Raw genomic sequence first — 15,456 nt, 5'->3', positions numbered from 1 at the left:
TTATCTCGACCTACCCTTTTTAATCTACTTTACTTAATCTACCTTAATTGTCTAGTTTACTTATTTATCCTGCTTGTATGCCACTCCATTACTCAACTCATTTGAATTAAGGTGCTCGTTTAGGCAACAGCTTCACGTATTCATCAGACAGCTTCATCAGGCTGAGCACATGCTCGTAATCGGAACGGTACGGTTCCAGATTTGTCACGGGTTCGTAGGTTTTGAGCGAATATGCCGTTCCATCGTCAAAGCCCGCACCAGGAATGAACATGATGTCATTATTCACAAATGAACCTGTTGGCAAGTAATAACGAATACCGAATGCATTGTGATCCATATTGAGCAAGTCATGCCCAAAAGCTGTGAACTTCTCCTGCGCAAGCGATACGCCCATCAGATTCATGACGGTAGGCAGAATATCCAGTTGACCACCCGGCTGCTCAATCACTTGCCCTTTCGTTTGTTTCGGCGTATGAATCATCAGCGGAATATTGAATCGGCTTACTTTTCCATCGTATGGGATATTCAAGTTTTCCTGAATCTGCTGTGTAATCTCTGGTTCCTCCGGTAGTCCGAAGTGATCTCCATAGAGCACAAGCGTTGTATTATCCCATAAACCGTTGGCTTTCAATTCGTCAATCAGTTGACCTACCGCGTAGTCTGTATAATTGATCGCTTGCAGGTAATCATGCAGCAGCTTGTTTGTAATCGTCGCCGGAATTTCAATTCGTGCGCGATCGGCTGGCACAGTAAACGGCGAATGGCTTGACGCCGTGATAAACTGAGCATAGAACGGCTGTTTCGCAGCCTGATGCGCAGTCATTTTTTCCACACCGACCCGATACAATTCTTCGTCCGATGGCCCAAAATCGTTAAATTTATCATTCGTGAAGCTCGGTTTATCGAAGTATCTTGTGAAACCCAGAGCAGGGTACATCTTGTTGCGGTTCCAAAAGGTTACGTCATTAACGTGGTATGTCTCGGACTCATATCCTTCTTTCGCCAGCAGTTTGGGCAGGCTTGGAAGGTCTCGGTCACTATACCCGGCTGACATCGGTACGACTCCTGTAGGATAAATGGACGTATTCGACATAAACTCCGCATCCGACGTATTTCCTTGGCCGATCTGTTGGAAGAAATGAGAGAAATAATAGCTTTCTTTCGCAAGATTATTTAAGACTGGCGTTAATTCTTGACCATTTAACGAAGCGTTAATCGGAAAATTTTGAAAGGATTCCAATTGAAGCACAATCAAGTTACTGCCTTTTGCTTGACCAAAATATTTGGCCTTCACCGCTGCACCGTTATCCGTTTTGTTCTGGTAGGGATATTGGCTCACCAATGCATTAATCTTGGCAATCGTTTCGTTAATATTGCCACTCGCAATGGCTTCATTTTCCTTGCTCGTCAGAATTGCCGAGGACACCTGATAGTTCAGAAAACCGAGATTTTCAGCTCGTACCAGCTCGTTATCAATCGTTTCCCCCTTGACGATAAAGCTGCCAGACAAAATAATGCAGAACGCCGCTGTAAGTGCGACGCCCAGTTTGCCCCAGTAGCGTCTGCGACTTCTGCCAAATGTGAGGGTGCTCTCCTGGTAACTGCTACGATACGCTCCTTTGCTACGTCTGCGTTTAATCAACCAGACCGGTATAGCCAGAATAATATCGGCAAAAAACATAAAGTGTTGCGGCCGGACCAGCGGCCCGATACTTCCTCTAACCTGCGCAACCTGCCCCAGCTCACTTAGCGCGGTGTACGTAGGAACTGAACTGAAATGTGCATTATATAGCGTGGCTGCGAACAAAATCAAGGAGAACAAAACGTTAAACGCCCCGTATACCGTTCGCTTCCAGCTCAGCGGCACAATCAGATCCAGTACACATACAATGGTAAGCGCAGCGAGAGCATCCGTGAACAGCCCCACGCCAGACAAGCCATTGAAAAAGAAATAACGCAGAAGCGATAACTTCAGCAGCATTAAAATAAACAAAAGGGCAAATAAGGCCCGCGATGTTGACTGCCTGCTTTTATTTGTGGATGTAAACATGGTCATTTTCAACCCTTATCTGAAATTTTACGTTCATTTTACAAAACGCATATTTCAGTATAACAGTTTTCGTGTGTCTGTTCCATTGAGGTTATGCTATATAAGTAGAACTAAAATGATTTCCACAGGCACTCCGAAGACAGAATAACCTTTCAATCGCTGTTATCCCCAGATTTTTCTGATCCCTCTTTTCAAGGGGAAAATCTTGTGATAAATGCGAAGCCTATGCTTCCGACGTAGCTTTCTTTCAGAAAGCTTTTAGCTTCGCTTTTACAGGTTTTTTCTGTCTTCTCCGTTCTTGTGTAAATGAATCGTTCTACTTATAAAGACGTCCACACTGGCTCAGATGTGTTTTAATGAAGGACAAGGATTGATTCAGGCGATCGTTGATATATCCTCGTTCTTCATGCTTTGATTGTTATGTGATGCTCGTATGACTGCCTGCGCTGCTGCAATTCGAGCCCATGGAATCTGCTCCGGTTTGCAACATACAGCCACTAACTTGATGTCATGAATAAACGAAATGCACGCCGTATCCAGTATATGTTCACCGGTTATGGATGTTTTCAGATGTGGTTTGCGAATTCGCCCTTGTGCAGCTGCCATTTCTACTAAACGGCCTACCCCTTCTATACTAAAGGTATGAGAAGAGTTACATTCTATCTGGGAAGTCTCTCCCTCAACCAGTTCTCGCCCCGCTGTTTTCTCACGAGTGTTGCCATATATAGATTGTGTCAGAGTATCGGCATCAAACGAGATAAAGTCCGCATAACGTGCGATATGTGCTGCTGTCCATGCAACTTTTGCTGAGGTAACTGCAGCCCCTACCTTATATACACAATGGCGTCGCTCTTCACCAAGCACCTGATCCGCTACATGATCCACCAATGCTCTCATTTTTTGAATTTCCTGTACATGCTCCACATGCGGAATCATGATTTCGGGACGAACCCATAGCCCTTTACGAATACTCTTGACCGCTGCCCGGAAAATAGCCTCCAGTTGCATTTCATGAATCTGGGATAAAACCAGTGCCGAATCATTACTTTGTGACTCCAGCACCTTTTCATCCTGAAACAACTCTTGTAGCGGAAAATCAAATAATTGAATGTTCACCGGTCGTCCGTCCATCGCTTCAAAAAGACATTCCATATCAGACTGCTGCATCGGCAGCAATCGTTCCAACCCACGCCTGCGATCTGCTTCTGTTTCGGCCAACAGCATCTTCTGCATATAAGGCTTTCTGGACGGAGACAACAGCATGGTCTCGGTTGTACATAACCCGATCCCCTCAGCATCCCATGCTCGCGCATGCCAAACCTCTGATATATGTTCCACCTTGGAGAGAATGGATAACTCTTTTATGTCATCAGCCCATTCCAGCAAAATTTTCAGTTCGGGCAGCTCCTGTTGCATACCTGCTGCTATATCCTCTGATCTCATTCGGAGGAGTGCTTCCTCTTTTGAAACCAGCCCCTCATGTACGAAATGGACTGCGTTTCTGATCGTAGCCAATGAACTTAATCTCGCAGGTTGCACATGCTGTATGCATACCGAGTCCGTCTTCACCACGTAGGTGAGTTCCAGCACTGTTCCCGTGCGTCTCTCTAGCTCCGTACAGATCATCTCAAGCTCTGTATAGCGCTTTGAATTATTTCTTTTTAAGTAAGAGAGCGCATGCACCATTCCAGACTTGCTTCTTGACGGAAGATAATCTCCTATCATGCCTTGTTCCCCCGTTGCCGGATTACGGGTGCAGACTTTCCCTGAGCCTTTATAATCGACATCATTACCTTGTACCATGGCCTGTATAAGTACAGCGGACCCGTTTGTTGTTCCTTTTGCTGCTCCTTTTGTTGCTTCTTCCTTTGTTTGATCCTCAAGGGGATCAGCTCCATGATTCATCTTGTCAGCAGAACAGAACACCGCTCGAACAGCTGTTTGAAGTTGAGTAAATACATCCTGTGGAAAAGGACTTCCGCTGACCGCCTGAATCAAGTCCTTCCATTCTTCAATCCATGATTCAAGCTCCGTCTCTCCTGAAAAATAAGGCTCTGAAGCTGCAGGCTTCGCAAAAGTCATCTTATAGGGAATACCATGAACTAAGTGCCCGTATTGCTGAAGTACGGCCAGATAACATTGAAGCGCATAAAAACGATTGCCTGTCTGGTGAGCGAGACCTTCAACGGTTTCATCATTCAGACCCACGTATGATATAGCGTATTTTTCTAATGCCGAAAAAGAAACAGTCTCATCGGATCGCACATCAAACAGGAGAGGATGATTCGGACCACCAAAAGATGTACCTGTTTGCTGCTCCAGCTGTCGGATGGCACTAACCAGCTCTTCCATGATTTCATCCGAAAGTTGACCAAGACGGGTACAATATGAGCGGCAGCCATCCGTCGTAACGACCATTCCCGCTGGGACAGACCAACCTTCTTGCATCCGTTCTGCGAGAGCAGCTCCCATACTGTATGGTAGCCCTTTCAACTCTACCCCACTTTCTTCCAAAGAAATTACCCGTTTAGTCATTGCAACTCTCCCATCTGCCGTCCATGGCTGTGATTAAAATAGCAGCGGTCTTAAATCTTGAACTGTGCTGCCTTCACTCTAATGTTATGTTGCAGTAGCGTCTTCAAAGACTACAGGTTCAGCATTTTGTGAACGTTATTCTGTTGTTTTGTTAAATTTGATTCCGTACCAAGCAAAAACTCCCTCAGCATAAGCTGAAGGAGCCTTTGTTTGTTTTTTTGCCTAACCAATACTACCCTATAAACCGCAAGATATCGTCGATTTTCTTCCCATGAGAGATTACACCGTAGTTCATCCACGTCAAAAAGTCTACCTCATAAACATGACCACTCTTTACGGCTGGAAGTTGCGTCCATTCCGTTCTATCCAGCAGTTGCCGTTCCTCTCCGAAACTTAAAGAATCACGAGTATCAAAGGTAATCAGTAGATGATCGGCACCAAGCTGACTTAATTGTTCTAATCCAATGTCGACTCTACGCTCATGTCGTGTCCACTGTGTCACATATTCATGAGGGTTGAGACCGAGATCCCGATAGATGACTGGGCCTACATAACCACATTGATCACCGTAAAGTGTAATTCCAGAAGCCGAAATACGGAGAAAAGCAACCGATTCTTTGCGCATACGTCCTTGCAGATGTCTTTTGGCCTCCATGGCTTTATCTTCATACGACTCAATAACGTCCTGGACTCTATTGTTTCTACCAAGCACGTCTGCCGCCGATTTCAAAATGGCACGCCAATCTTCACCCTCTTGATGAACATAATAAACGGGTGCCACCTGTTCAAATCGATCCAGGTTCCATGTTTTGTATCCCATGTCCAGCATAATAAACTCCGGTACATGCTCCGCCTGAAATTCGGCATCCCGCTGACTGACGTCAAATTCGGGCACATCATCCAGCTGTAAATAACGTTGTTTGCCCCAAGACCTGTGCGAACCTTGCAATATCGGCTTTACTCCGAGCGCCAGCAGGAAATCCTCCAAATAAGGAGCAAACACACGAACCTCCTGGCGGTGATGACGACGGTACACTCCTGGTGCGACTCCCGCGTATTGCTTGAAGCGGCGACTAAAATAGTACTCATTGTTAAATCCCACATGACTCGCAATATCATGCAAACGATCATCCGTTATCTGTAACAGCTTTTTGGATCGCTCCAGTCGAACACGGTTCACATAATCAAGAGGAAGCTGGCCTGTCAATCTCTTGAAATACCGCGTATAACTTGTTCTGGATAGACCGGCTCGGGAAGCTAGCTCGTCCACGGTGAGTTTCTGATTATAATGTGATTCAATGTATTGAACGGATTGCTGGAGTGGGGTCCGATCATGATTCAGCTGAAGCTCTGGATCATTTTGACGAACGACATCTCGGAACCACTGTTGGAACTGGATTTGCACATCCCACATGTCATGCACAACCGTAGCATGATGCTGGCGATATAACTGTTCTATACACTCCACACAGGCACTCCAAGGGGTATATGTAAAATTAATGACGGATATTATGTTGTCAGTAGCCAAACTTATTTCACGGTTAATAGCCTGCTTCTCCAGATTGTTTTGGATCGGCATTATCTTGCCCGAACAGCTGTCTTCAAACATCGGATTCATATCCAATGTATAAAATGTCAACGCCTCTCCTTCTCCAACATCAGCTGTTACAGAGAAGGAAACATCTTCACGCACCAAACATATGGAACCCGGTTCCAGCTTCGTTTGAACCTCAGAACACGTTAAGATGCCCCTTCCTTGCACCACAACAATGAAAGAATGAGCTTCCGCTTGCTTAACTGAATATGTTGAGCTTGTTTCCAATGTATAATCTATGTATTGTATGCGTTGTAAAGAGCAGAGCCATGGCTTGGTAATGATGTGCTGTATTGAAGCGTACATTGTGATCCATCTTCCTTATATGAGAATTGTTATCAATTAGAGTCAGTGTAAACGAAAAAAGAAAGCTCTTCAACCCACGCTGAAGAACTTTCTCTATTCAACTCACAAGTTATGGCGTCATCTTTTCCAACAAATCATCAATCTTCATGGAATTTGCAATGACTGCTCCCGACTGCCAGTGAGACCTTTCCATCAAGTAGACATGTTTATTTTTAACTGCAGGAAGCGACTGCCACAGTTTTCCGTCCAACATACGGATAGCCTCCTGATTTTCTGGGGAATCCCAGGTTCCGTTCGAAGGAAATACGATAATGTGATCGGCATCCAGACTCGGAATCGCTTCTTCGGACAGAATTTCTTGATACTCTTTCATATCTCGGGCAAGTGGATGTGGAGTAAGTCCAAGATCAGAGTAAACAAATCCGGTATACCGATTTTTGACCCCGAATAACGCCAATCCTTTGTCTGCTACGTTTAACCTCACAACCGCAACCGTCTCATTTCCGATGGTTTGTTGTAATTTTGCTTTCGCATCTGCAATTTTTTGTTTGAATTGTTCTTCAAATGCTACCCCTTTTTCCGGCTGCCCTACAATATCGGCAATTGTCGTCAAGACCTGATTGGAGTCCTGAAGAACACTCTCCGGCAGACGGTAGGTTGGGGCTACCTTGCTATATTGTTCGTATTGTGTTGCATCTACCCCACCGTCCACAATAATCAGATCCGGGTTATATTGCAAAAGTGCCTCGATGCTGCCTGTCGTATCAAACTTTGGCGCATCCAACTTCAAATAATCCTGTACTCCCCAAGTGGGATGATACCATTGCACAACAGGTGTAATATCCAGCGCCTTGAGATAGTCCTCGACATAGATACCTGCAATACGCTGTGGATGAACCGGGATCGTTACTTCTCCAAATTCATCCTTTACGACACGTGTCGCGGCGTTCGAAGCTTCCGTTTCCACACTGTTGCTCTTCTTGGCATCTCCCTGTTGCGCTGATGTTTCCTTATTTGCGCTACAACCCGATATCACCATTGCAGTGAGCAATAACAACATCAACCACCCTTGAATTCCTTTGCTCCGTCTTGCCATCATGCATTTCCCCCTATTTCTAAATCTGTAGATGTCATCATGAGAACAGAGTACTTTAATCTATAATGATAATCATTCTCACATAACTCTGTAGGTGAATTGTACATGATGTTGACCCAAACTCACAATACACATTTGAGACCTCTTTTTTATACAAACGAAGCATTCTTGATAAAAAATAATCCCTGCTAGGAATCTACGAAACTTTCTGGTGATCATTTCAAAGCCAAAACAATCCGCTCCATCACCATCATCAGTTCCGATGCAAGCGGTACCTGACAGATAAAAATCATTTCCAATATCTTCTGTTCCTGTGAACTGTAATTTGCCATGGATACTGGGTTTCCTGTAATGACAATATCTTCGAGTAAGGGTTGGATCATGTTAGTGCACCTCTTACAGTAAAAAATAGGTTACTAGTTTATTTGGAATCAGTAGCAAGAAAAAGCCTCACTAGTCAGACAGACTAGCAAGGCATAGGCTCAATTTTAAAAACTCTCCAACCAGGTGTTCCAAGCATCTTTATTTGACGGCTTTCCATAGTCATTTAATTTCATGTATTCAAGTAATTGGTCCAGGTTGTTTGAATGGTTAACTCGATAGTTCTGTATAAATTGCAACATTGCTTTGTAAACAATTAGATCTAAAGGTGAGTATGTTGGGGAATCCGTTGTCCCCCCATCTCCGTTACCATTTCCTCCACCGCCCGGTTCTTCGGGAGGCGCAACTGTGACAGCGTCTGATGAAGTAAACGTACCCGTATCTCCAATAAAGGTAGGATAACTGATCGCAATTTCTCCGGTAAGGCTGTTTCCAACCCGACCGATGTTCGGTTTCTCAAGAGTAGTTATTTCTCCGCGGCTATTTACAATCCCCTTTAACGCAGGGATCGTTAACCGTGTTGGAAAAGTTTCAGGGAACGACAAGGGATTAAAACGAGCACTAGGGTATTGCACTAGAAACGTTGGCTCAATACTTCTTAAAGTTGGTTTTATCCCTAACTCCTTGACTACTGCACGATATGCAGCCAATGCATTAGGGTACTTTTCATTTTTTAAAGGGCTATCCTTAGGTAAAAAGTAATCTTCATTGAAACGTACACCAGTTATAGCTCCAACCCCATCTATCCTTACCTCCATAAGATAAATATCTTTACCGTACGAGGTCTTCATAAATCCCAGTTCACCGAATCCTACCGTTTGTTTAGATGCGTCAACATATGAATTCGTAATAACCGAATTAATCGTAGCGACTTTTTCTACTTTATTGGTCGAAGCATTGATCAAAACTCCCGCGCCAAAATATTCATTAAATTTTTTCACGAGATAGATTTGCGCATCAGAAGACCATTGAAGACTGTACTTTCTGTTTGTCCCCCAAAGATCATCCAAACCCTTGATTGAAGACGTAATAGCGGATCTTGTTTGTGCATCCGCATCTTGCCAGGCCTGTCGTCCAAAATGATGAAATTGCTCCATAATAACCGGGTCAATACTAGTTGCATTTCCCGATGCTGCAAGGAGTGCTGTTCCACCCCATTGCATGATAACACCCGCTTCCAGTTCACCGACAGCAAAATCTGTACTTGCAGCCTCTACTTTTACTTCTACCGCTACAACAAACATTAGAATAAACACGTTAAAAATAATAAAAGTTCTTTTGAGTAAACCCTTCCTAAGGTATTGCAATTAAGTTCCTCCTAGTATGTATGTTTCTTCCAAGCAATGAAATCCTCTAAATTTCTTATATTACCATCTTCCTTTCCAACAGGATAAATTTAACACCTCCCACATTATCTTAGATAAAATAGGTTGTCAACTCGTCATTTTCCTCCAGAATACCAATGTTCCTGTTCTGAACCTTGTCACAATTTTGGCAACCCAGAATGTTAAAACTCTTTTCCTGTTCACGTATACTCATGTGTTCCTCGTTGACAACCAGCCAAGCTACCTCCAGTTCCAAGTCTAATTTGTCCTTTTTTAGCCATGAAAAAATCCCCTTTGTTTGGCAAGATTAAGTCCATCTTAACAGATGTCTTTTTTCTCTTGTCTACAAAAAGGGGATAATACGATTATAGCCGCTCTAAAAAAGTACTTTATCTCCCTACGCTTTAACGTATCCCTCATACAACCGTTCCACAAATGCATCCTGTCCACTACCTTGCAGCAAGTAACAACCGATCAATCCAAAATCATCGCTGACATAACCCGCTAACTCCGGTTCACCTGTTAAAGATAGTGTTCGTTTAAATGCCGTCTCCCTGATCTGCCGCAACACTTCATCTTCGGCTACGACCGAGTCACCGGCATAGCGTTCATAAGCCTGCATCCACGCATCTGCAAATGGGGCTTCGTCACGCTCATCCAGATAGGCTTCTACATCCAGTCCTTCGAAATTCCGTTCGTCCAGCAAGCGTCCTTCCTTCAAATCTTGCAACAATGTGTTCACATCGCTTCTGCTCATTCCGTCACTCCATTCTCCTTCTTCAAATACATCTCAGGTATAACAAAACGTTTCATTTGTTTACTGGAATCGGCTATAAAATGATCTAATCCCCGTTCCTCATATTCTTCGAGTACACATTCGAAGATACGGGCAATAATGCCACAATCCGCCAGCGCATCATGTCTGTGAATGCCTTCTGTATCCAGCTTGTAATATGCGATAAGAAAATCGGTTGAAACTACGTCCGTTACCTCGGGATGAATATACGTAAACATCGCCTTGGTATCCAGCACCTTGTTGGTAAACATCTTTAGCCCTAATTCTTCACAATGACGCTCCAGCATAGGCAGATCATATTCATATCCCGCATGAGTCACGAGGACCTGATCTCCGATAAAGCTGCAGAATCGTCCATAAACCTCATTAAAAAGCGGAGCCTGTGATATCGCTTGATTCGTAATACCCGTGAGTTTTTCCACCGCTTCCGGAATCGGTTTGGATGCCCGAACCAGAGAAGAGAAACTGGATTCACTAGCTCCCTCGCTCCTTTTGTAGCGTACTGCACCAAACTGAGTGACACTCTCCACAGTGGTATCAATTCCTGTTCCTTCCAGATCAAATATGCAGTATGTTCTATCCTGTAACGGTGTCACATCTAATTTGTCCACCGTATATGTACCCGGCAAAAACGTAATTTTCACATCCTTCACTCCCACATTCGTGTAATCTGAAGCATCTTGTCAGCTTGATCCAAATCCATCCTGTAAATATCCGGCATCGTTGTGCTCTTCCAGAACTCGAAACCATAACTCGGATTATAATGCTGAAAAATAAGGGTCATGATATCACCATGCGTACCGATTACGACCTTTTTCCCCCTATGTTCTCCTAACATTTGTTCAATCGTGTTAACGGCTCTCTTCTGGGCCTGAATGCCAGACTCTCCACCTGGAAAAGCAAACGCAATATCATCATATAACTGCCGCTTGGCTTCATAAAAATCATCATGTTTTACGTGGGTGCCCGACAGCGTACGCTCACGTAAATCTTCCTCAATGAATACAGACTTCCCGCACAAATCCGCCAGACGCTGAATGGTATGTACAGCCCTGAGAAAAGGACTGGAGTAAAATACCTCCACGTCCTCTTTATGCAGAAGCTGAGCGACCTTTTTCGCATCCAAATTCCCCTGTTCCGTCAGTCCACGCTCGCGCTCCTGACCTTCGATGAACCTGGATTCTGCATGTCGTACAAAATACAAGCTTGTATAAGCTTCTGCGCTCATTCACCTACCATGCCCTTCTTCTCAATCACAATCAGACAGGTGCTGTCAGGCAAGGATACAGGTTTACCCTTCTCATCCATAAAAATAATCCGATCTGCCAAGGCTTCGGTATACCCTTCTTGCAGGAAATGACGTAGCAGGATGATATCCGCTTGCTCCCCTAACGTGTCCCGTATGCATATCTCATAGGCTTGCGGTGTAAATACGCCGAACTGCTCCTGAACTTCATGCACATAGGCTTCCTCCCCCCAGGTATACGTGTACAGAAACTCCATGGCATCATTAATCGGCATAATCACCTCATCATCGGATAAACGCTCGTAACTGATCCCGCGCCCTTTAAAGTCAGCTGCATAACGTTCCAGCCAGCCTAACCCATCCGGCTCCATGAATCGAATTCGTCGTTTCTGTGACTCCGGCTCACTCATAATACCATCCCGAATAAGGATTCTTCCGCCCGGCGAGAGCACCTGAAAAGCACTTTGCAACGCAGCCGCCACCGTATCCGTATTAAATCTGCGTCCATCACGCTCAATATAGGAATACAACTCATGCAGGATAGAGGAAAAGATAACCGTATCCACTGTTCCCGGCGCCACATACTGATCCAGTTGCAGAGCATCGCCTTTCATCACATGCCAGCGATGAGACTCCCGTTGCTTCTTGCGCTCCAGCGCTTCGATCACGTTGGCCGAAATATCGATGCCAATCGCTTCAACCTCGGGTTTCTCCTGCTCAATCAAATCCAGCAACACACCGCCACCCGGGCCGATATCAAGTACACGTTTGCCCACCATATAGTCAAGGAGCACTTTTTTGTAGTCTCCCGAGCTATTCATATCCGAAAGGTACGTCTCCTCGTTGTGGAACCGATCATACGCATCCCGTCGCAGGCCAAACAGATCAAATAAAAGCAGTACAGCCTGTTCGTACAACGGAGATTTCTCTGCTTCAATGCAAAAAGCAATCAATTTTTCGGCCGCAGGCGAGAATTCAAAGGTTACAAATAACGTATCGGGCAGATCGGGATAACGTTCAATCCGATGCCCCAGATGCGGATAAGGCAACTGCTCGCCAGCGGTCATCTGTTCCCATGAATACTGTTCCAGATATTTTTCAATCATACGTTTCTTGTAAATATTCAGCTTTTTGACACCCTTATAGTCGTAATACATCGTGTTCATTAACGGTTCGAAGCTGATGTGACGTATAGAGGTCAATGAAGAGTCCTTTGAATGCCCCTCTATTTCCTTCTCCCGCTCTTCGCTATGAAGTGCAAGTAAAAACACCTTGACCATCTCTTCCAGCGAAAAATCCCGCATGGCCGACTCCACATACCACAATGTACGCGATGCAAGAGCAGACAGTTGTTGCTCCACAGGAAACTGTTGTTTCAGCTTCGCATACGTTTCATCCATCGCCTCACCTTGCCGGATGGAATGACTTCTCAGGCGAGATAAACGCTCCTTCACGCTCCAGTCTGTATGCTCCGTTCGTGACACGATCCAGTCCACAATCTGCGCTACTTCATCCTGAACCTGCTCCCAAAGACCCGAATCAACCGCTCCAATAATACATTGATTCAGAGCCATTAACATGATACGAAGTTCACCGCTGGTAACCCAGCCTTCGGTAATCAAAGCACGCAACGGTATATTCTCGGCGTACGGGATTTCCCCCCGTATGTATTGCCCAATCAGTCCATGCGTTGATATTAAAATACGAATGATCTCCTGTCTCGGCGAGGCTGCCGATTCCAGTCCATTTTCTTGATCACTAGTATAAAGATGGTACAGCTGAGCAGAGCCAATATTATGTACGAACAGGTTAATCCCCTGCTGTTGCCACGTTCTGCGCTGTTCCAGTGAACCCCCTTTTGCCGTTTCTGACCAGGCCAGCACCTCTTCGAGCAACTCCCGAATCCAGAACGAAAGCTGCATTTCATCCAGCATGCGAAGTGTGCGCTCGGTGTAATCCAATACCGCATTCGTCTGCTGAAGTTCGGCAATGGAGTGAATCCGCTCCAGATTAATTCGCGGCTTCTCCGCCGCGACTAACCATTGCAGCCATTGCGGCTCTTGTTGCTCTTGTTGCAAATGTTGTTGTTGGGTCTTTCCTGATTTATAACGTTGAATCACTTCCAGCGCGTGCAGCATGGATTCTCCACCCTCTTTATTTTCATGATGTTGTATGAACCGTTTCATCCAGCAAGCGCAGTCTGTTCCGCACAAACTGAAGGAGATACTCCTCTTCCGAGCAAGGCAGGCTTTCGTCCAAACGTGCCGCAGCGACAGGTAACATCCAGGCATCAATCTGCTCAAGAGTGATCCCGGAAAGAGCAACGTAATGCGTGATGTACTGCTCTAATATCAAACTTCGAGCCCGCTCGAATCCTTCCCGAATCGCAGGTTCCGCATCGTCTGGCAGCTTGCCGCTCTTTAATATTACCCACGTCCTGGCCACATCACCCGCAGGATCACCCGCCATGCCCGTCATCCAATCGATGACACAATGTTGTTCTCCCTCCTTACCCAGCATTACATTATCAGGATGATAGTCACCATGGCAAATCACCCGTTGCTCTGGCAATGCGGACAAGTAGTGAATCAGCCGTGCGCGCTCAAGATCAGAGAAGCCCGATACGCGTAGCATGGCGTGCTCCAGAATCTTTTTCTGAGAAGGTAATATGTTGCCCTCATCCTGTACCGTGTGCAGTTTATAATGAGTTGTTGCCATGATATAGGATAGATGTTCCAGCAATTCCGGTTGCTGCATCATCAGCGATAACAACGTTGCTCCCTCAAACCGCTCAAATACAATACCCGTACGTGTAGCATAATGTATTTGTTTTACAGCACGAGGAACGGGCAGTCCCTTTTCATACACCCGCTGACTGATGCGATATTCATTCTGTACCGCTTCTCCTGAGAATCCTGTCCGGTATAATTTCAAAATAAGATCATCTGCATAATGGTAGATTTCCGCCGTTCTTCCTTGCCCAATCAGCTTCATCTGCTTATCCCCCTGAGTATGTGAGATTCTTTTTTAATCGAACTCGATCCCTCTTACTTTGGAAAAAATGATCGTATCTACCCATGCACCTGTGCGATCTTGTTTTATCCTGCGCAGTATTCCTTCCTGTGTGTAACCGAGCCGTTTAGCTACACTTGCACTGCGTACATTTCGGGCATCACAACGAATCTCAAGCCGATTGGCCTGCAGATGTACTATGGCAAACTTTTCGATCCCCCGCACAGCCTCTGTAACCAAACCTTCGCCCGACCGGGAGGTCCGCACCCAGTAACCAATCTCGAAAGAGCGAGCATTCCAGTCCATCCGGTGCAGACCGCTGCTGCCCACAAACTCATCCGTAGCTTTATCGCGTAAATGTAACATCAGGTCGCTGCGTTCCAAAAATCGTAGTCTGGCTTTTCGGACTGTTACTTCTGACTCCCCTAATGAGGGAATGTTCTCCGCAAAAGGTAACCACGGCCTTAGCTCCTCCACACTTTCCCGAATCGCTTCATTAACATCTGCGCCATCCCCCCACTGCGGTGAGCGGATCGTAAGACGTTCCGTATCAAAGCTCTCCGGAAAGTCAAGCATCATGGGATCAATCGAACCATAATTTGTCATAAAATCTATTCCTCCACCTGAAAGATCGAATCAATAATCAGCGGTAGCTGATCTCTGACAGAAATAGCTCCGAGGACGGACCGGGCGTGCATTCCCTGTTTTTCTCCGAAAACGTCGATCATCAGATCCGAGAACCCGTTCAGCACCTTATGATGTTCCTGATAGGAAGCAGAAGCGTTGATGAATCCTTGCACTTTAACTACCCTTTTAACCCGATCAAGCGAGCCTAGCACCTCCCGAACAACCGCAAGTACCTCCAGTCCTGCATTCCGGGCGAAGTCATATCCCTGTTGTGTCGTAAATTCCACGCCAAGCTTGCCGCGCTCATCTGTAGCCGGGCCTTTTCCTGATACATACATCATCCCATTTACAATTACAGCATTCGCATATTTCCCCGCAGGAGAACTGGATTGCGGGAGCGTGATTCCTAATTCCTGTAGTCTGGCTTCGATTACGTTCATCGTCAGGCTCCTTCTCAATTATTAGTCATGCATTCGCTGAATTCTTTC

The 15,456-nt window shown here is 45.4% G+C and carries 13 protein-coding genes; all 13 read right to left on the bottom strand.

Annotation, left to right across the window (positions count from 1 at the left end):
• Positions 1-106 precede the first annotated feature (106 nt).
• Positions 107-1,981, bottom strand: coding sequence for an LTA synthase family protein (locus tag FS818_RS05070; protein WP_260989784.1), 1,875 nt, complete (start codon positions 1,979-1,981; stop codon positions 107-109).
• 444 nt (positions 1,982-2,425) lie between these two features.
• A complete protein-coding gene (locus tag FS818_RS05065; RefSeq protein ID WP_145330178.1) occupies positions 2,426-4,585 on the bottom strand; it encodes a putative PEP-binding protein in 2,160 nt (719 codons plus the stop codon).
• Positions 4,586-4,817: 232 nt separating this feature from the next.
• Entirely contained in the window at positions 4,818-6,350 is a 1,533-nt protein-coding gene (locus tag FS818_RS05060) for an AraC family transcriptional regulator (protein ID WP_186375412.1), read from the bottom strand.
• A 244-nt stretch (positions 6,351-6,594) separates the two neighbouring features.
• The gene (locus FS818_RS05055; protein WP_186375411.1) at positions 6,595-7,581 is read right to left on the bottom strand and encodes an ABC transporter substrate-binding protein; all 987 of its coding nucleotides are present in this window, start codon (positions 7,579-7,581) and stop codon (positions 6,595-6,597) included.
• 215 nt (positions 7,582-7,796) lie between these two features.
• Entirely contained in the window at positions 7,797-7,964 is a 168-nt protein-coding gene (locus FS818_RS28695; protein ID WP_186331590.1) for a hypothetical protein, read from the bottom strand.
• A 105-nt stretch (positions 7,965-8,069) separates the two neighbouring features.
• Positions 8,070-9,269 carry a hypothetical protein gene (locus tag FS818_RS05050; protein ID WP_145330175.1) on the bottom strand — a complete coding sequence of 400 codons (1,200 nt, stop codon included), beginning with the start codon at positions 9,267-9,269 and terminating at the stop codon, positions 8,070-8,072.
• A 415-nt stretch (positions 9,270-9,684) separates the two neighbouring features.
• Entirely contained in the window at positions 9,685-10,044 is a 360-nt protein-coding gene (locus tag FS818_RS05045; RefSeq protein ID WP_145330173.1) for a hypothetical protein, read from the bottom strand.
• Positions 10,041-10,727: a 3'-5' exonuclease gene (locus tag FS818_RS05040; RefSeq protein WP_186375410.1), complete on the bottom strand. Its 687-nt coding sequence runs from the start codon at positions 10,725-10,727 to the stop codon at positions 10,041-10,043. The genes FS818_RS05045 and FS818_RS05040 overlap by 4 nt, the downstream gene beginning before the upstream one ends.
• Positions 10,728-10,732: 5 nt before the next feature.
• Positions 10,733-11,311, bottom strand: a complete 579-nt coding sequence (locus FS818_RS05035; RefSeq protein WP_145330169.1) for a histidine phosphatase family protein — start codon at positions 11,309-11,311, stop codon at positions 10,733-10,735.
• Positions 11,308-13,467 (bottom strand): class I SAM-dependent methyltransferase, encoded by a 2,160-nt coding sequence (locus FS818_RS05030; protein ID WP_145330167.1) that lies wholly within the window; start codon positions 13,465-13,467, stop codon positions 11,308-11,310. Before FS818_RS05030 ends, FS818_RS05035 begins: the two co-directional genes overlap by 4 nt.
• A gap of 22 nt (positions 13,468-13,489) precedes the next feature.
• Positions 13,490-14,323: a phosphotransferase family protein gene (locus tag FS818_RS05025; protein ID WP_145330165.1), complete on the bottom strand. Its 834-nt coding sequence runs from the start codon at positions 14,321-14,323 to the stop codon at positions 13,490-13,492.
• 33 nt (positions 14,324-14,356) lie between these two features.
• Entirely contained in the window at positions 14,357-14,947 is a 591-nt protein-coding gene (locus FS818_RS05020) for a GNAT family N-acetyltransferase (protein ID WP_186375409.1), read from the bottom strand.
• A 5-nt stretch (positions 14,948-14,952) separates the two neighbouring features.
• Positions 14,953-15,408 carry a RidA family protein gene (locus FS818_RS05015; RefSeq protein WP_145330163.1) on the bottom strand — a complete coding sequence of 152 codons (456 nt, stop codon included), beginning with the start codon at positions 15,406-15,408 and terminating at the stop codon, positions 14,953-14,955.
• Positions 15,409-15,456 lie beyond the last annotated feature (48 nt).

It is taken from the genome of Paenibacillus xylanexedens (assembly GCF_007680605.1).
In the GTDB taxonomy this organism is placed as follows: domain Bacteria; phylum Bacillota; class Bacilli; order Paenibacillales; family Paenibacillaceae; genus Paenibacillus; species Paenibacillus xylanexedens_B.
The sequence above is the reverse complement of the archived record's forward strand: the minus strand, read 5'-3'. Positions and strand labels throughout refer to the sequence as shown.